This is a genomic window from uncultured Ruegeria sp., assembly GCF_947504215.1.
GTDB lineage: Bacteria > Pseudomonadota > Alphaproteobacteria > Rhodobacterales > Rhodobacteraceae > Ruegeria.
This window is the reverse complement of sequence record NZ_CANNGO010000001.1, coordinates 710,657-725,268: the sequence shown is the minus strand read 5'-3', so window position 1 is coordinate 725,268 and position 14,612 is coordinate 710,657. Positions and strand designations below refer to the sequence as shown.

Below are 14,612 nucleotides of genomic sequence, written 5' to 3'. Positions count from 1 at the left end.
AGGTCGTGTTGGCGATATCCTAGCCGTAGCGATAAGGCCGGCCTGCCTTTTGCATATCGGCGTTGTATTGCTTGAAGATCTCGACAACTTTAGCCTTGGTCTCAGACTCGGCTGCGATCTCATCCCAGAATTTGACAGCAGCGTCTTCGACGGTCGCCCATTCTTCATCCGGGATTGTGGTCAGCTTCAGCTTGTCGCCGTTCACGCGCAACGAGGCTTCGCCGCCCCAATACCACCACTGGCGATAATAGTGCGATTGGTCGGTGCAGACCTTGAACAGCGTTTTCAGATCTTCCGGCAGTTCATTCCAGCGATCCATGTTGGCAAAAAAGTGGCCCGCCCAGGCGCCCGACACGTTGTTGGTCAGGAAGTAGTTGGTCACATCTGCCCAGCCAACTGTATAGTCTTCGGTGATGCCTGACCAAGCGATGCCGTCCAACTCGCCGGTTTGCACCGCGACTTCGATGTCCTCCCAGGGCAGAGTGACCGGCACAACGCCGAACTGTGTCAGGAAGCGACCTGCAGTCGGGAAGGTAAAAATACGTTTACCTTGCAGATCGGCAAGCGAGTTGATCGGGTCTTTGGTTGCAAAGTGGCATGGGTCCCACGCACCGGCCGAGATGTGTTTTACACCGACTGCCGAATATTGCTCGTCCCAAATTTCATTCAAGCCATACTGGTTGAACAGAACTGGCACGTCCAAAGAATAGCGGGATGCGAAGGGGAAGTATCCGCCAAACACAGTCACTTCGGTCGGGGACGCCATCGAGTCGTCGTCTGATTGCACCGCATCAATCGTGCCGCGTTGCATTGCGCGGAACAACTCGCCAGTGGGTACCAGTTGGTCCGCATAGAACAGCTCGATCTGCATTCGGTCACCGGCGATGTCGTTGAACATCTTGATCGCCGGATCGATGACGTGTTCGGCTAGCGCTGGTCCAGCATAGGTCTGCATCCGCCATGTTATCGTCGATTGTGCCAAAGCGGGTGTGGCCAAGGCAGCCGCAGGTGCCGCAGCGGCGCCTTTCAAAAATGTACGTCTGTTCGTCATTCTCTCTCTCCGTTGGTCAGTTTCAAGTTGCGAAAGGGTATCCCCCTTACTTTGCCCCGGTTTGATCCGGGGTCATTTGTTGTAGATGTAATCCGGCAACCACAATGCGATCTGCGGGAAGGTCATGATGATCACCAGCGCCAGCGTCATCACCAGAACAAAGGGCAGGATCGAGCCATAGATGTCGCGCAGCGAAATTTCTGGTGGCGCCATGGCGCGCATCAGGAAGAGGTTATAACCAAATGGCGGTGTCATATACGCGATCTGCGTCGTGATCGTGTACAGCACGCCGTACCAAATCAGATCGAATCCCAGTTCACCGACAAGTGGCACATAAAGTGGCGCGACGATGACTAGCATGGCTGTATCGTCCAGAAACGTGCCCATCAGGATAAAGCTCAGCTGCATCAGGATCAGGATCACCCACGGGTTCAGGCCCAGACGTTCGGTAAACAGGTCCTCGATGGCGCGCACAGCGCCCAAGCCATCAAACACGGCACCAAAGGCCAGCGCCGCCAGAATGATCCACATGAACATGCAGGTGATGCCAAGCGTCGAGCGCACCGAAGTTTCGAACACTTCGCGCGTCATACGCCCCTTGAGAACAGCCGCCGCAAAGGCAGTCAGCGCGCCGATGGCCGAGCTTTCCACCAGTGAGGTCCAGCCGTTGACAAACGGCACCATCATTGCTGCAAAAATCCCGAGTGGCAGCAGACCCGCCTGTAACAGACGCAGCTTTTCTGCCATCGGTACGTCGCGTTCTTCCTTCGGAAGGGCAGGACCCAAGGCCGGGTTAATGCGGCAGCGGATTACAATGTACAGGATGAACATCGTCGCCATCATCAACCCTGGCAAGATGCCAGCCAGCCACAACTGGCCGACCGGTTGCCGCGCGATCATCGCGTAGAGAACCAAAACCACAGAGGGCGGTACAAGAATGCCTAAGGAGGAGCCGGCCTGTATAACCCCGGTCACCATTCTTTTGTCGTATCCGCGCTTAAGAAGTTCTGGCAACGCGATGGTCGCGCCAATCGCCATACCGGCAACGCTCAGCCCGTTCATGGCTGAAATGAGTACCATCAGCCCGATCGTGCCGATGGCCAAGCCACCGTTCAGGCCACCCATCCAGACGTGGAACATCTTGTACAGATCATCCGCGATTTTGGACTCGGCCAGGACATAGCCCATGAAAATGAACATCGGCAGCGTCAGCAGCGGATACCATTTCATCAACTTCATCGCAGCAGCAAACCCAAGGTCATACCCGCCCCGGTCACCCCAAAGAAAAAGGGCCGCGATGACGGCAACAAACCCGATTGCCCCAAAGACCCGCTGCCCGGTCAGCAGCATCAGCATCATCGTCGAAAACATCAGGATGGCGATCAACTCGTAGGACATCAGATTACCTCACGCGGGATGTCTTCGCCGCGAAGGCGCAGAATATCTTTGAAAAGTTCGGAAATCGCCTGCAACAACATAAGGAACAGACCAACCACCATGATCACCTTGATCGGCCAAAGGTACGGGCGCCATGCGGTTGGGCTGCGTTCGCCATATTGCAGCGAATAGCTGAGTGAATCGTACCCGCCATAGATCATGACGCCGAGATAGATGATCAGAAAGAACACGGTGATGGCATCGGTCCACGCCCTACGTCGGTCGGACCACTCACTATATAGCAGATCCATGCGGACGTTGGATCCCATTTGGATCGAGTAGGGGCCGCCAAGGATGTAGTACGCCACCATCGCAAATTGTGCCACTTCCAGCGTCCAGAGTGAGGGCAGAAAGAAAGTCTTAGAGATCGAAGACCAAAGCAGGATGCCCATCATGACGAAAATGCCATACATGACGATCCGGCCGATCCAGCGGTTCATGCGGTCAATGACCGCCACATATCCCCGCATGAAACTCATTCCGATCCCCCAGATTTCATAGCTTCGCCTCTGCGTGCGAAAATTCGTTGACCACGGCTTGCAGGATCGGTGTCAGCTGCCCTGAAATGTGGTTGATGCCTGTTGGCGTATCGATCAGGTCGTTTCGAATCTCGATCATGACATTGGGAAGCCCGCGTTTGATGGCATGTTCACGCAACGTGTGGGTGACGCCGTCGGCGGCAGAATAGGGCTCGTTTCGTGCCACCTGCAGACCTGACCCCTGAGCATGCCGCAGCATGACCTCGGCGGCTCTATCGTCGCTATCATGCAATATGCCCAACTCGACCGACCGCGTTTCACCCTTGTAGACTGGTGTGAAACTGTGGATCGTGATCAGTAGAGGCGGCTCTGGCCGCGCGTCTAAAGTATAGGCAAGCAAGCGTCGAAATGGCTCATAGATTTCGTGAACCCTTTGTGCACGTTGCGCTTCGGTTAAGCCCATGTTGCCCGGCACAGCAAAAACCTCACTGGTGCTCAGCATGGCATCGTCGCGGCTCGGCGGGCGATTGCAGTCATAGACAAGACGACTGACGCGGGAATGAACCAGCGGCGCATCCAAGGCGCCCATCAACTCCACTGAAAGCTCCAGTGCACCAATGTCCCAGGCGGCATGAGATCGCGCAGCGTTATCGTCCAGCCCCAGGTCACCAAGCGCCGCCGGGATAAATCGACTGGCATGTTCGCAGACCAAAACGGCTGGCGCGTGGCCACGTGCATTCAACACGCGCGCGGCAGGCGCTTCGGTCGGCTGAAGCAAAGGTGACTCGGTTTCTTCATGCATACGTAGCATTTGCTACAGTAGAAACTCGGCTGTCAAGAAAATTACTGTAGACAAAATTACAATCTCAAATATTCTGTAACGAATAGAAAAAAATGAGGGTGCCGATGGCCACCGTCGCCAAAATTGTCAAACAGCGGATACAGGATGAACTGGACGGTCTGACGCGGTCAGAACGTCAATTGGCTTCGATCCTTTTGCAGGACTATCCCATGGCGGGGTTGCAATCGATCACCAAATTGGCTGCTGCAGCTCAGGTGTCGACACCTACTGTCATCCGAATGGCCCGCAAACTTGGGTTTGACGGATTCCCTGACATGCAGGACGCGCTGCGCGAAGAGGTCGCGGCCCAGATCAAGAAGCCAATCTCGAAACGCGATGACTGGGCAGACGACGACGAAGCAGAGCATCCGATAACACGATTTGCGCAGGCGGTTTGGACCAACATGCGTCATACGCTGGAACGCCTTGATAAAGAGATGTTCAATGCTGTTGCACAGCTGCTGGCCGACACGGAACGCCCTTTGTATGTTGTGGGCGGACGGATCACCCGGTCAAATGCAGACTATCTGTACAACCACATGCAAATCATTCGCCCGAACGTGACGATGTTGGGCAATTCCGCGAATGTCTGGCCGCAATATCTACTGGACATGGGGGAAACCTCGGTTCTGGTGATATTCGATATTCGCCGCTACGAAGCACATCTGGAAAAACTGGCGCAAGTTGCCTCCAGCCGTGGGGTGACCGTTGTGCTGTTTACAGATCAGTGGGGCTCTCCGATTGGCAAGACCGCGGACTATACGTTTCATGCCTTGGTCGAAGCGCCGTCCAGTTGGGATTCGACCATTGCCTTGCAACTGATCTCGGAAACTCTGATCGCTGAAGTGCAAGAGGCGCGTTGGGAGGAAAGCAAGGAGAGGATCGAGGAGTTGGAGCGCTTTTTCTCTTCGACGCGCATATTTCGCAGCCAAGAATAGGACTGTGCCCGCGTGCCTAATGCTGGGGTTGTAATTGGTAGAAACGGAAAAGAAAACGGTTCTCGGGGCTTCGATTTGAAGACAAGTTTTTCTGACTTCCTGCTCGACGTCCCCAAGCACATGACTTAGCCAGCCCAAACCAAGAGCAGGTATAGCTTAATGGTAAAGCCCCTGCCTTCCAAGCAATGATGATCAGTTTGATTGAGTATCGTGTGGTTGCTATACCTTTTATTTAATTGAATAATATTTTGCACCTAGTATCAAATGGTAGCAACTTCTATCATACTATTTCCGACAAAAAGCCGATAAAATGCCAAAGCTAACTGAGACATTTGCACGCAAAGTTCCCCAGACAAAACAGGGCACTGCCAAGCACTGGGATGGCGAGATAAAAGGGCTTGTTCTCTTCGTTGGAAGATAGTCAAAGACTTGGTATTTCCAAAGAGACGTTGGGGGTCAAACGCGGCGCGTGTTGATAGGGCGCTGGCCGATGATCTCTGCAGATACTGCACGACAGACAGCACTGGGATATGCGCTGGACTGGGGCAGGGGAGCGGGCAAGCGTATCCAGATTGGAGCGCCGACGCTTGAGACAGCCATGGAAACCATCTCGCCCGCCCGAAGCTTCGGTCTGAGGCCCACCGATCAAGCGTGCGACAGCAGTGCGAGCTTCATTTGAAAGATTGGCTGCGCCTGCCTTTGGATGAGATAACCAAGTCGATGGTAGTTCAGCGTCACAGATCCATGGCGGCAACGCCATCTTCTGCAAATCACACGCTGAAGTACTTTCGGACCGCCTGGAACCATGCGCGCCGTATCTATGATTTGCCTGCGTCGGGTCAGAGTTCGGAATGCACACCGGGCGCATCAGATATGTGTACTCGGCTCAAGGGTGACAGCCTGTCGCCCCAAGAGGTGGCATTGCGGTCGCTCAAGAGTGACACAGCTGTCACCCCTATAAGAACCAAGGAAAGAACATAAAAAACACCAACGTGGTTGGCCGTCCGATGCCATATATTCCGATTGCCGATCTTGAATGCAGTGCTCTGGAGAGTTGGAAGCTCTGGCTTGAAAACCAATGGCCGGGCGATGTCTTCGAGCTTCTGCAATTGCTCAGAAAAGCAGGGCACTACATGTTGCCGACGCGCTTTCCTAAAAACGAAGACGCAGACCGCTACCTTGCGTTCTTCAACTGGGTCACGGCGACGAAGGGCAAAGAGTTCAGCTAAGGCTAACTACACAGCGCCACCGCTTTGCTGTGCCAAATCCTTGAGAGGGGGGGGTATCAAAAGTTACAGGCTTTAAGCCAAGGGACCGGCGGGGGTAACCAGATTTTTCCGCAAGGAAGTTCAAGGGGGGTACGGAGATTGGCACAGTAACGGGTGGAGAGTGGATGTTCTCCGCGGTTTGCCTGAATGTCGGCTACGCGGACAAAGTGACACTTGTTTGTTGCTGCGCCTAGTCAGTTTGAATGAAACTTGTGCGGATTGGAATTGAAGTAAAGTGATCTTCGGATTGATACCTTGTGATCCAAGAACGAAGCATCCAATCCAGATGCTGAAATCGCGACTTCTCCGAGTAAACTTGGATTGCCCCGTCACCTGTCAAAACAATATCTACAGAGCCGCGAGACAAGCAAATGTTCAGGTACGCATTTTCGTCGAAGCCGCGATGAGGAGCGTTACCGGTAAGGATCAAGCAGCGGCCGCTAAAACCTATAGGCCCATGTACTGAAAGGTTTTTTTGGAACCGCTCTAACTCACCTCCTAGAATGGAGGATAGCTTTGCTGAGACCTCTTCATCACTTAACACAGCTTCGTAGTTGTAGGTACCAATATACTCGGAAAGATGGCCCCATTTCCCTTGTTTCTGATCTATGTCTTGGCCGCTCGCGGTTGACGCAAGAAGCATCCAAGACATCGAAAAAATCAGCCAAGTTATTCTGAGGCACATGCTTGAGTACTTTTCGTTTTGTCTACTGTAAGTGCATTTTAGCTAGAAAATATGATCACCGCTATGGGCTCAGACCGGTCATCTGACGGTTTCGGTAGGTCATAGGGTCGGTTCAGACCACATCAAGTTCGGTTATGCGGGCAATGCTGGCGTTCGTTCATCTGTCTAGAAACCTGCTCTCGATACAGGCGCCCACCGATCAATGCGCTCGAAGCGCTATGAGATAAATGGTCGCCAAGACTGCACCTATCGAAACGATCCAACCAACAACATGATACATATCCCGTGTTTTGTCGGTGAAGTGGATTTTGATCTCTTCTAAGCGTCCATTCGGTTCACGCTTCCAAGGCTCCAATAGTCTTGGAAAACACGCGGCCAATCCGTGTGCTATTCCCACGGGAAGCAACAATAAAATAACGCCCAATCCAACTACGCCGCCTAACAAGCCCTTGAATGCCCAAGTGCTCACGGCGGCACTGAAAATCACCCCTATGATTATGATCGTGCAAAAGATTGCATTCAGCGCCATCAAAAATGCGCCCACACGTTGCATAGGTGATTCAGGTGCCGTTCTAGCCCAAAACGACAAAAGGCGTTCAATACTCAATTCTACAGGACCTGTGCAGCACTGGTTCTCACCTAGTTTAGCGCACCTTGTAGCAAAGTGCGGCAAGCGTCTTTATGGGCTCTTATCACCAATCGATGAGACCCGCAGAGAAAGTAGGCTTTGAGCCCACACCTACCAAATGCTGCATGGTGACGAATGTCAGATTCGGCTTTTCAGGCAAACGATCATAGAGGCATGGACGATGATCGCACAGACGATGGCTGTAGTCGTGATCTGTTCTCCGAGAAAGAGTGCTGACCATCCCAGGGCGACCAGCGGCAAGAGAAGGTTGATCTGGCCGATGCGGGCGATGCCCCCGAGGGCCAGGCCGCGATACCAGAACACGGACGCCAGAAACATGCTGATGATCCCAAGATAGGCAAGCGACACCCAACTCGCGACGGACACGGCGAAAACGTCAAAAGCATCAAGGCCAATCAGCAACGGAACTGTTGCAAAGGGTGTCAGAAACAGCATGGCCCAGCTTAGAGTCACGGACCCGCACAATTCACGGGAGACTCGGCCGCCTTCAACGTAAGCGATGCCCAGGCTGAGCATTCCGAGAAACAGCCAGCCATCGGCCAAGCTCAGATGCCCTCCACCGGCGTCATATGCGAAGTAGAGAATCGCATAGAAGCCGGTTAGACAGGCAACCCAGAACGGCAGGGGCGGCCTTTCGCCCGTGCGCAGCACGGCAATGATTGCTGTCGCCGCCGGAGCAAGGCCGGTCACGACAGCGCCGTGGACCGCAGGGACGGTCTCAAGCGCCATTGCTAGGAAAAACGGATAGCCGACCGCCAGTCCCAAACCCATCACTAGGATCGGCAGGAGAAGCCTGCGTTCGGGTGGTGCGCGTTGGTCTGTTAGAAGCAGTAAGCCTGCGCCCAGACCGCCCGCAATGACGATGCGGGCGCAGGTGATTTCTAGAGGCGTGAAATCGGTGACGGCAATGCGGGTTGTCACCAAAGTGCCGCTAAAACCCAGCATTCCAACCACGCCTAGAACAATACCGGCAGACCGGCCGTTCGAACTGGACTCGTTCATTTGGACGGCCCGCGCTGAGATTGTACGGAGATCATCAATGCCCAAAGCCTTCGCGCGTGATGACCTTGTGGGCTTTTGGTGCCGTATGAAGGGTGCCGCTATCGACCCGGCCGAAGGCGCAAGACAGGCTCAGGAACCATAATAGAAGCGAATACATGGGCTTTCTCCTAGAAGTTTCAGGGGATTGATTTTCCGGTTTTTGGTCAGGCGGTTTCCTCTTGCGGAGCAGCCGGAACTGGCATCGGAGCGGGCTTGTGGACAGCCACACCGATCATCACCAACACAACGCCTAGCACGTCTATGGCGCTTGGTATCTGGCGCAGGACAATAACGCCGATGATCGTTGCGGTTGCGGGCAATAAGGCCAGAAGGAAAGCGAAGCTGGCACGAGGCAGGCGTGACATGGCAAGTTGGTCGCAAACGTAGGGGATCACCGAAGAACAGATACCCACTGCGATCCCTGCCAGCACTAGCAAAGGCGCGCCGAAGGCTTCTAACGCCTGCATGAACCCGATTGGCGTGACGAATATGAATGCCGCTGTCATTGCCGCACCAAGACGCTCAACGCCGCCGGACGCACCGCCCTCGGAAATCTTGTGTCCAAGGACGATGTAAAGGACGAATAGAGAGCCATTCAGCACCGCCCAGAACAAGCCGAGCAGGTCCGAAGTGAAGGCATCGCCATCAGCAGCGAGAATAGATGGCACGTCGATCAGAAGCGCGACGCCAACGATAGCGACAACAAAGGCCAGATAATTCCTCCCTGTGCGCAAACCCCACAGCGCGATTCCGATGGTGCCAACGAACTCGATAGCTGCGACCAAGGCAATCGGAAGTCGATCAAGTGCGAGGTAAAAAGAGCTGTTCATAATCGCGAGGCAGGCACCAAGCGCGAGCAGAAGCAGACGTTCCTTATTGCTGGACTTCTTAAATGTCTGCCAAGGTTTTGTAATTGGCGCGAACACCAGAGCGGCAGAAGCGATCCGGAACCATGCTACGCCTAAGACGCCCACGACCGGGAACAGCAGGACGGCAAAGGCCGGTGCGAGGTAGTGGAAAACTGCAGAGACGCCGAACCATGCATGAGGGGGAACGGCCTCGGATATGCGTGACATGGTTTCGGGGGCGCTGACGGAGGCGGGGTTTGTGGCGGCTTGATTTGTCATACAACTACAATGCAAAGTGTTTGCAGGACATGATATGGAGATCAGATATGGCAGCCACGAAGTTAAATGCAAGAAAGAAGGTAGTACAGGCCAAAAACCTTCGATCCGAAGAAGCCGGTCTTGACGCCATCGATGCTGCGCTTCTGCGGGAACTGTGCGCAGACGCGCGCATTCCACGCGCAGAACTGTCCCGCCGCGTGGGCCTTTCAGCGCCGAGTGTCGCAGATCGTGTACGGCGGCTTGAGGACGTGGGCATCATCACCGGCTATGGCGCACGGATCGACCCGGCCCGCCTTGGCTACGGCCTGACGATCCTGATCCGCGCGCGGCCTTTGCCAGGCGAAATGAGCAATATGATCGAAGCCATTCAAGACACGCCCCAGATTATCGCCTGCGACCGCGTTTCCGGCGAAGACTGCTTCGTCGCGCGAGCGCATGTCCGCGATGTGGCAGAGATGGAATCCATGATCGATCGCATTGTGCCGTTCGGCGCAACCAACTCCTCGGTAGTGCAGTCCAGCCCTGTTGAAGAACGGCTGGTCGAGCTATAGCTCGCCGCAACAGTCAAAGTCGCCATTGGGCGAATGGCGGGAAAGTCCGCAATTGTGAGTTCGGCCAGCCTCTGATTCTGCGCGCGCGGCGAACGGCGGGTTCGACGGGCCGTGTCGCAGCATCGGGTGGCGCTGGTTGGGGCGGATGGTACCGTCGATGCTGCATACGAATACGCCAGAAGGGGGGTGACCGCTTTGGACGTGCCGGAGTAAGTGGTAAAGGATGTGTAGCGCAGGGTGTTGGGGCAGCGGTCGGAGGTGCAGGTACGGTTAGCCAGTTGAAGTGTCTGTCGAGCTATTAGCTGTAGTGGTTCAGATGTGATCTGACAGTTGTTCGTTTTTCTGGCGGTGTCTGTAAGGTCAAGTCTGATTCAGAAACTTTTCCTGCCAGATTTCTTCGTCGTTGATCATAGTTTCGATGGGTGTTTTAACGCAACTCATCTCGCCTAGCTGCGTGCGCTGGTGACTGTAGTGATGCAGCCAACCGACATTTCCTTCAAGAGATGTGCCGCCCCCAATTCAGCTTGCTCAGAAGGGGCGGTGTCAGTTCACATCGAGACTAATTCACCACCTATTGAGGGATCCGCGTATGCGTGTGTATGCCTTACGGTCCTGCCGGATTGTTCAGGCAGCACATGCGGATACTTCGAAACCAAGCTTAGTTTTTTTCCTTGCCCCGGAGACGCCTGCTTAAGTCGCAAATCTTGTAGGCCTGTTCTCGCAATACTGGATAGGCCTTGGCGCGCGGTTTCGAATCTATCACCTCTTGTAGGGCGGCATCCCGCTCCAGGACCCTCGCCGAAATCTGATGAGAAAGCGAAGTCGTTTCCAGTGCATGTTGGTGGTAAAGTAGCTCTAAGGCATTGGCCGGATAATAGCGCCCATTGTTTTTCTCAGCATGGGCTTCACGCGCTATTTACTCTTCTGTCCACGCGTCAAGCTGCTCCTGAGAAGGCATTTCCGAGGTCCCTTTCGGTCGGCAGATTGCAAAGGTGAAAAGGTTCGTCTCAGGCGCGGTACGAGTAAGCTCTACATTTGCCTTGATAATCTGCTCCCAGGCAGCCCACGAATACTGGTTCCAGTGCGGGGCTGTATAATCGATAATGACATAAAGCCCGTCCGGTGCCAGCGCGCCGTTTACCTCTCGAAGCAGCCGACCCAAAAACGCAATGTGGTGACAGGCTCCGTGGTGACAGGCTCCGTTGTTGACGACTAGATTGTAGCCACCCTTAGGCAGGTTAATCTTGTTCCCATCCTCGACTGAGTACGTTGATGGCATCCTGATCTTTGCGGCCTCAGTCCGGGCGGTTTCCAGCAGTTCTGGCAAGATATCAAAGCCAATTGCATGTCCAATCAAACCGGCTTGAAAACAATCCCTTTCGACCCATCCGTCTCCACAACTTACAAAGAGTGCGCGTTCGAATTTGCCAAATTCCTTCAGCAGGTGGTCCATCCAACCCATATCAGAGTTGCCGGATATCAGTTCATTCCACTGATCAGCGAAGATGTCGAAACTGTTGAAGAAAACCGTTTCCGGAGCATAGTAATCGAAGCCCTAGCTGGGTTTGAGAGTATCGTCATTCATCGGATTTTCCTATTCGGGTGCGCGCATGCATTGATTTGCCGAGCTTAATTCTTTTGCGAAAATCCACTTCAAGACACACCAGTTCTGCTAGCACGTTTTCACAATTGGAACTTCCGTTCGTCCATCTACGCGTTGAACCAAGTGTTGATCAGGTGCCGTCGCAGCAACTATCTCAGTTTGAGCCGCAATTGGTCCCACGAAAAGGCAGCTTTGTTCCAGCATGTCAGAAATGGAGGCGTCCATCTGTTGACAAAAACTTGTTCGATTATTGAGCCAAATGCTCGTCGAGAAAGTCAGACACGCGCAGAATCGCGTCTTTTCGGGCCGCTTCGTGCGTGCCGATTGGTGGAAAACCACTGTCCCTCAATTTTGGGAAGGTCCGCGTCTGCATCGGCAAGTTCGGTGCGTCGAAGGAGTGGGCGGCTTCCGGGTGTCCGCCGTCAGGCATTGAGGCCAATCAGAAAAGTTCTCAGTAAGGAGCGGTGCAATGTCTGCTAGGGATTCCGACCTTCACGGAATGGCACCTAAACTGGTCAAAAGTGACCACAAGTCCGCCATTCGCTGCGAGTGCAGGACTGGACCTGAGCGACGGTGGCAATGCACAGGAGGCGGACTTTGGATCAGATGCAGCATTTTGCAGATTTAGACGGCAGCTAAGGGCCGAAGGCTAAAACGAGCCAACAATGTTGCTTTGAGCTGAAACGCGCTCTTGACGTCAAAATTCACATGAAATAGGTGATGTCACTGTTGAGCGGGCGTTGTGTAGTGGTAAGACCTTAGCCTTCCAAGCTAATGACGCGGGTTCGATTCCCGCCGCCCGCTCCAAGTTTTATTTTCCGACACAAGATCTGAAAATGACAACTATCATGCCTCCCAAGTACTTGTTTTTATTTAACAAATAAAAACAAACGCGCTTGCCTTCCAAGCGGATTATGTCGGTTCGATTCCGTCTACCCGCTCCAGAATATCTCCCCAATCTCTGCGTCAAATGGCCCGTGCAAGCCGCCAAAAGTGTTGTGCTGCTTGACCACAGGTGCTGCTAGGGTCAAGAAGCTTCCACTCAGGACCGTTTGGAGCGTAAGGGCCCGATATGGCACGAAAGACCACCGCCAACCCAGCAAACGCGCCGGCCCCCGGCGCCAGCGAGGAACGGCCCGGATCGAAAAAGCTGAGCATGCTGGCGTCTCTCTGGCCCTTCATGCTGCCTTACAAATGGTTGATGATCGGTGCCACGCTGGCTTTGATACTGACGGCGGGCATGACACTAACCCTGCCGCTGGCTGTCCGTCGCGTGGTGGACAACTTCCGCATTCAGGATGGCGAGCTGCTGGATTGGTACTTTCTGGCTGCGCTGGGGATTGCCGCCATCCTCGCGGTTGGCACCGGGATTCGGTATACGCTGGTCACCCGGCTAGGTGAGCGAGTGGTGGCGGATATTCGCAAGGCCGTATTCGACCGTGTGATCGGTATGAGCCCGGAATTCTACGAGCGCATTATGACCGGCGAAGTGCTTAGCCGGATCACGACGGACACGACATTGATTCAATCGGTTCTGGGGTCCTCTGTCTCGATCGCGTTGCGGAATATGCTGATGTTCATCGGCGGGCTGGTATTGATGCTGCTGACCTCTGCCAAGTTGACTGGTCTTGTCCTGTTGTTGATCCCAATCGTTGTCGTTCCAATACTGGTTCTGGGCCGTCGTTTGCGAGTCATCAGCCGCGAAAACCAGGACTGGATCGCGGCGTCTTCGGGCAATGCGGGCGAAGCGCTGGGGGCTGTCCAGACGGTGCAGGCGTTCACCCACGAACAAGCCAGTCGCAAACAATTCGGTGATATGACCGAGACGTCTTATGTGGTGTCACTACGGCGCATCAGGACTCGAGCCGTACTGACAGTCATCGTGATCTTCCTGGTCTTTTCCGGTATCGTCGGCGTGCTGTGGATGGGGGCGAATGACGTCCGCAACGGTGTCATGACCGAGGGCGTGCTGATCCAGTTCGTGATCTACTCGATCATCATGGCAGGCTCCGTAGCTGCCTTGTCCGAGATATGGAGCGAGCTTCAGCGCGCTGCCGGCGCTACCGAACGCCTGATTGAATTGCTGAATGCCGAGGATACGGTGTCCGATCCGATGCAAGCCGGGTCGCTATCGCAACCCGTGCGCGGTGAAATCGGGTTTGAAGATGTTACCTTCCGCTATCCCGCACGCCCTGATGTAATCGCGCTGGACCATCTATCGCTTCAAGTGAACCCGGGCGAAACTGTTGCTTTTGTAGGTCCGTCGGGGGCAGGCAAGACAACCGTGATCCAGATGATCCAGCGGTTCTATGACCCGAACTCTGGTCGCGTCACATTGGATGGCCAAGACCTGCGAGACCTGGATCGCGCAGATTTTCGCGCTCAAATGGCGTTGGTTCCGCAGGACCCGGTGATCTTTGCTGCTTCGGCCCGCGAAAACATCCGCTTTGGCCGACTGGATGCTACGGATGCCGAAGTTGAGACGGCCGCGCGCGCGGCTGCGGCACATGACTTCATTGCGGCATTGCCAGAAGGTTATGACAGTTTTGTCGGAGAACGTGGCGTGATGCTGTCCGGTGGCCAGAAACAACGAATTGCGATCGCCCGTGCCATTCTGCGCGATGCGCCGGTCCTGTTGCTGGATGAGGCGACGTCGGCCCTCGATGCTGAAAGCGAGCGTGCCGTTCAGGGCGCCGTGGATCAAATGCGCGCCGGGCGTACGACCCTGATCGTTGCGCACCGCTTGGCGACGGTCAAAAAGGCCGACCGGATCGTGGTGCTAGAGGCCGGGCAGATCGTGGCACAAGGCACCCATGAAGATCTTGTAGCACAGGACGGGCTGTATGCCCGGTTGGCCCGTCTTCAATTCACGGATGGCGTCGCCGCAGAATGAAGTGACGTACCGACAAATGGCGATCCGCCGCAGCGTCATTCTACATTTT

Annotated in this window: 13 protein-coding genes, 1 tRNA gene and 1 pseudogene; 6 read left to right on the top strand and 9 right to left on the bottom strand. The window is 54.6% G+C overall.

Features of this window, described 5'->3' with window-relative positions:
* Positions 1-19 precede the first annotated feature (19 nt).
* The 4 genes from Q1B21_RS03590 to Q1B21_RS03575 all read right to left on the bottom strand — a co-directional run bounded on the left by Q1B21_RS03590 (position 20) and on the right by Q1B21_RS03575 (position 3,769).
* Positions 20-1,051 (bottom strand): TRAP transporter substrate-binding protein, encoded by a 1,032-nt coding sequence (locus Q1B21_RS03590; RefSeq protein ID WP_299885952.1) that lies wholly within the window; start codon positions 1,049-1,051, stop codon positions 20-22.
* A 72-nt stretch (positions 1,052-1,123) separates the two neighbouring features.
* On the bottom strand, positions 1,124-2,449 hold the full coding sequence (locus tag Q1B21_RS03585; protein WP_299885949.1) for a TRAP transporter large permease subunit: 1,326 nt from the start codon (positions 2,447-2,449) through the stop codon (positions 1,124-1,126).
* A complete protein-coding gene (locus Q1B21_RS03580) occupies positions 2,449-2,967 on the bottom strand; it encodes a TRAP transporter small permease subunit (protein ID WP_298934587.1) in 519 nt (172 codons plus the stop codon). The genes Q1B21_RS03585 and Q1B21_RS03580 overlap by 1 nt, the downstream gene beginning before the upstream one ends.
* Positions 2,968-2,983: 16 nt before the next feature.
* A complete protein-coding gene (locus Q1B21_RS03575; protein ID WP_299885946.1) occupies positions 2,984-3,769 on the bottom strand; it encodes an N-formylglutamate amidohydrolase in 786 nt (261 codons plus the stop codon).
* A gap of 104 nt (positions 3,770-3,873) precedes the next feature.
* Between Q1B21_RS03575 and Q1B21_RS03570 the strand changes: the two genes are divergently transcribed.
* The 3 genes and pseudogenes from Q1B21_RS03570 to Q1B21_RS03560 all read left to right on the top strand — a co-directional run bounded on the left by Q1B21_RS03570 (position 3,874) and on the right by Q1B21_RS03560 (position 5,975).
* The gene (locus Q1B21_RS03570; protein WP_299083166.1) at positions 3,874-4,746 is read left to right on the top strand and encodes a MurR/RpiR family transcriptional regulator; all 873 of its coding nucleotides are present in this window, start codon (positions 3,874-3,876) and stop codon (positions 4,744-4,746) included.
* Positions 4,747-5,056: 310 nt separating this feature from the next.
* Positions 5,057-5,577, top strand: a pseudogene (locus Q1B21_RS03565) (Arm DNA-binding domain-containing protein); the annotation flags it as partial.
* 176 nt (positions 5,578-5,753) lie between these two features.
* Positions 5,754-5,975: a hypothetical protein gene (locus Q1B21_RS03560; protein ID WP_299885943.1), complete on the top strand. Its 222-nt coding sequence runs from the start codon at positions 5,754-5,756 to the stop codon at positions 5,973-5,975.
* A gap of 923 nt (positions 5,976-6,898) precedes the next feature.
* Here Q1B21_RS03560 and Q1B21_RS03555 read toward each other — a convergent pair.
* The 4 genes from Q1B21_RS03555 to Q1B21_RS03540 form a co-directional block, all read right to left on the bottom strand.
* A complete protein-coding gene (locus tag Q1B21_RS03555; protein ID WP_299885940.1) occupies positions 6,899-7,306 on the bottom strand; it encodes a hypothetical protein in 408 nt (135 codons plus the stop codon).
* A 159-nt stretch (positions 7,307-7,465) separates the two neighbouring features.
* Positions 7,466-8,350: a DMT family transporter gene (locus Q1B21_RS03550; protein WP_299885937.1), complete on the bottom strand. Its 885-nt coding sequence runs from the start codon at positions 8,348-8,350 to the stop codon at positions 7,466-7,468.
* 34 nt (positions 8,351-8,384) lie between these two features.
* Positions 8,385-8,507, bottom strand: a complete 123-nt coding sequence (locus Q1B21_RS03545; RefSeq protein WP_299885934.1) for a hypothetical protein — start codon at positions 8,505-8,507, stop codon at positions 8,385-8,387.
* Between the two features lie 46 nt (positions 8,508-8,553).
* Positions 8,554-9,516, bottom strand: coding sequence for an EamA family transporter (locus Q1B21_RS03540; RefSeq protein WP_299885931.1), 963 nt, complete (start codon positions 9,514-9,516; stop codon positions 8,554-8,556).
* 47 nt (positions 9,517-9,563) lie between these two features.
* Here Q1B21_RS03540 and Q1B21_RS03535 point away from each other — a divergent pair, with 47 nt between their 5' ends.
* Positions 9,564-10,067 carry an Lrp/AsnC family transcriptional regulator gene (locus Q1B21_RS03535; protein ID WP_299885928.1) on the top strand — a complete coding sequence of 168 codons (504 nt, stop codon included), beginning with the start codon at positions 9,564-9,566 and terminating at the stop codon, positions 10,065-10,067.
* Positions 10,068-10,983: 916 nt separating this feature from the next.
* Here the strand turns inward: Q1B21_RS03535 and Q1B21_RS03530 are convergent.
* Positions 10,984-11,529, bottom strand: coding sequence for a class I SAM-dependent methyltransferase (locus Q1B21_RS03530; RefSeq protein WP_299885925.1), 546 nt, complete (start codon positions 11,527-11,529; stop codon positions 10,984-10,986).
* A gap of 874 nt (positions 11,530-12,403) precedes the next feature.
* Here Q1B21_RS03530 and Q1B21_RS03525 point away from each other — a divergent pair.
* Positions 12,404-12,477 (top strand) — tRNA-Gly (locus tag Q1B21_RS03525).
* Between the two features lie 265 nt (positions 12,478-12,742).
* Positions 12,743-14,563: an ABC transporter transmembrane domain-containing protein gene (locus Q1B21_RS03520; protein WP_299885922.1), complete on the top strand. Its 1,821-nt coding sequence runs from the start codon at positions 12,743-12,745 to the stop codon at positions 14,561-14,563.
* Positions 14,564-14,612: the final 49 nt, after the last annotated feature.

Bases quoted from the DNA above. Each gene is read 5' to 3' on its own strand.
- Q1B21_RS03590 (WP_299885952.1), bottom strand. From the start codon at position 1,051: ATGACGAACAGACGTACATTTTTGAAAGGCGCCGCTGCGGCACCTGCG.
- Q1B21_RS03585 (WP_299885949.1), bottom strand. From the start codon at position 2,449: ATGTCCTACGAGTTGATCGCCATCCTGATGTTTTCGACGATGATGCTG.
- Q1B21_RS03580 (WP_298934587.1), bottom strand. From the start codon at position 2,967: ATGAGTTTCATGCGGGGATATGTGGCGGTCATTGACCGCATGAACCGC.
- Q1B21_RS03575 (WP_299885946.1), bottom strand. From the start codon at position 3,769: ATGCATGAAGAAACCGAGTCACCTTTGCTTCAGCCGACCGAAGCGCCT.
- Q1B21_RS03570 (WP_299083166.1), top strand. From the start codon at position 3,874: ATGGCCACCGTCGCCAAAATTGTCAAACAGCGGATACAGGATGAACTG.
- Q1B21_RS03560 (WP_299885943.1), top strand. From the start codon at position 5,754: ATGCCATATATTCCGATTGCCGATCTTGAATGCAGTGCTCTGGAGAGT.
- Q1B21_RS03550 (WP_299885937.1), bottom strand. From the start codon at position 8,350: ATGAACGAGTCCAGTTCGAACGGCCGGTCTGCCGGTATTGTTCTAGGC.
- Q1B21_RS03545 (WP_299885934.1), bottom strand. From the start codon at position 8,507: ATGTATTCGCTTCTATTATGGTTCCTGAGCCTGTCTTGCGCCTTCGGC.
- Q1B21_RS03540 (WP_299885931.1), bottom strand. From the start codon at position 9,516: ATGACAAATCAAGCCGCCACAAACCCCGCCTCCGTCAGCGCCCCCGAA.
- Q1B21_RS03535 (WP_299885928.1), top strand. From the start codon at position 9,564: ATGGCAGCCACGAAGTTAAATGCAAGAAAGAAGGTAGTACAGGCCAAA.
- Q1B21_RS03530 (WP_299885925.1), bottom strand. From the start codon at position 11,529: ATGGGTTGGATGGACCACCTGCTGAAGGAATTTGGCAAATTCGAACGC.
- Q1B21_RS03520 (WP_299885922.1), top strand. From the start codon at position 12,743: ATGGCACGAAAGACCACCGCCAACCCAGCAAACGCGCCGGCCCCCGGC.